This is a genomic window from Streptomyces sp. NPDC005728, from assembly GCF_040630895.1.
Lineage (GTDB): Bacteria > Actinomycetota > Actinomycetes > Streptomycetales > Streptomycetaceae > Streptomyces.
In genome coordinates this window covers 1-1,826 of record NZ_JBEXYL010000275.1, presented here as the reverse complement: position 1 = coordinate 1,826, position 1,826 = coordinate 1, and the positions used below count along the sequence as shown (strand labels likewise).

At 70.3% G+C, this 1,826-nt stretch carries 1 protein-coding gene and 2 pseudogenes; 1 reads left to right on the top strand and 2 read right to left on the bottom strand.

The window, feature by feature from the left end:
- A pseudogene (locus tag ABZ471_RS48520) lies at positions 1-171 on the top strand (SAM-dependent methyltransferase); the annotation flags it as partial.
- A 511-nt stretch (positions 172-682) separates the two neighbouring features.
- Here ABZ471_RS48520 and ABZ471_RS48515 read toward each other — a convergent pair.
- Entirely contained in the window at positions 683-1,240 is a 558-nt protein-coding gene (locus tag ABZ471_RS48515) for an XRE family transcriptional regulator (RefSeq protein ID WP_359075585.1), read from the bottom strand.
- Positions 1,241-1,249: 9 nt separating this feature from the next.
- A pseudogene (locus ABZ471_RS48510) lies at positions 1,250-1,826 on the bottom strand (transcriptional regulator); the annotation flags it as partial.

Genomic DNA, 1,826 nt, shown 5'->3' with positions numbered 1-1,826 from the left:
TACAAGGGCGGCTTCGCCGGGAAGGCCATGTTCACCTACCGCTACAGCTACACGCCCGCAGTGTGGGAACGGCACCTTCTCCGGGCCGGCTTCACGGCCGCTGAATCAATGGTGGTGGATGCCCCGAAAGCCGGTCACATCGGCACCCTCATCGTCCAGGCCCGCACCTGACCGGCCCCACTGCGCCCCATCCGCCCGAGGCCGTGAGTACCGTCCCCGGCATTCGCGCACGGTGCCCGTGTGACCTGGGGGATATGCGATGGGGGTTCGACTGTCGGGCGGGACGGCACCGGACCCGCCGGTGTCGAGAACCAGATCCGTGCCCTGCGCGCGGGGGCCGGGCTGCTGACGTCGTCCCGCTTCCTGCATGACGTCCCTGTCCTCGCGGCATCGCTGGCCGACCTGCTCCACCACGGCCCCTCCGCACCCGTGTGGCACCCCGTCCACAACCCCGACCAGCGAGTCCCCTGGACCGGCTCCGGGCACCGGCGGCCGCCGCAGAGAGGCGTCGGCCCGTACGCTGACCAGCCATGGTCGGGGCAGAGGAGCGGCAAGGCCAGACCCCTGGTCGGCCTCATGGTCGGGGCGTGGTCGCCGCGTCGCAGCAGCGGTCCACAGCGGGCAGGTGGGCCAGGCCGGTGTCGGCGATACGCAGTCGACGGCGCTCGCGGCTGTTCGAGATCTACAGGTCGAACTCGAGGTGCTCGATGTCGGTGAAGCGGACCTCTTCCAGGCTGCCGGCGCGGCGGCCGCTGTCCTGGAAGTACACGTCCTTGAGCGCTTCGGCGGCGATCTGCTGGAGCTGCTGGTCGGCGGCGCCCTGCTGCTGAGCGTCGAAGAGGCGGGCGGCGTACTGGGGTGGCAGGGCGACGGTCAGGTGGCGCAGGCGGGCGTCGTCGGTGGTGCCGATCGGGGCGGTGTAGCCGATTCGGGCGCGGGTGTCGATGACGATGCCGTCGGTGGTCGCCGCTCTCTGGCGGGCCTTGGCGCGGATCTGCGGCTGCCACCGCTTCTTCACCTCGTTCTCCAGGCGGGCGGCGAGGTCCGGACGGGGCTTTTTGATCTGGTCTTTGACGTACCGTTCGACGGTGCGCTGGGAGATTCGCAGCATCTGGGCGACGGCCTTGGTGCCCTTGAGCTGTTTGACCAGGTAGCGCATCTGTGCGGGCGCGCTCTTGGGTGCCGGGCGGGTGAACGCCTTCTGCACCGCGGCGTCCAGGCCGTCCCCGAACAGGCTCATCGCCCTCTCCTACTCTCCGTGGTCGATGTCGGTGACGATGCCGTCCTTGATGTAGCGGGCGAGGTTGAGCTCCGGGGCGTTGAACCGCTCGCGGACCTCTTCGCCCCACAGGACGGTCTGGGTGCCTTCGTGCTTGACCAGGCCCGGGTTGATGCCGAGCTTGAAGCCGCCGGGCAGTGGCCTGCCGTCCCGGTAGGGCAGGAAGTCCAGCGGCGAGGTGCCGCCTGCCGCGTACACGACGCAGTCGGACAGGATCGCGACCGGGTACTGCCCGGTGAACGCCGCGTGCTTGACGATCTTCCGGTGCAGGTTGATCCGCGTGCGGGAGATGACCGCCGCGCGGATGTCCGGCCGCCAGGTCGGGCGGGACAGCGCCCGCCACGGCTCGCCCGGCCGCCAGCCCTCACCCCGGGGACGCTCACGCAGCTTGCCCAGCCCGCCCTTGACCGTCGCCTTGATCGCCGAGACGGCGATCGCCAGCTCCGGGTCGCGTTCCTTGTAGCCGTCCATCGCCGCCAGGTACCTGCCCGCGACGAGGTCACTCAACGTGTGCGGAGACTGGTACGACGTCGTCGACCTGCCACCC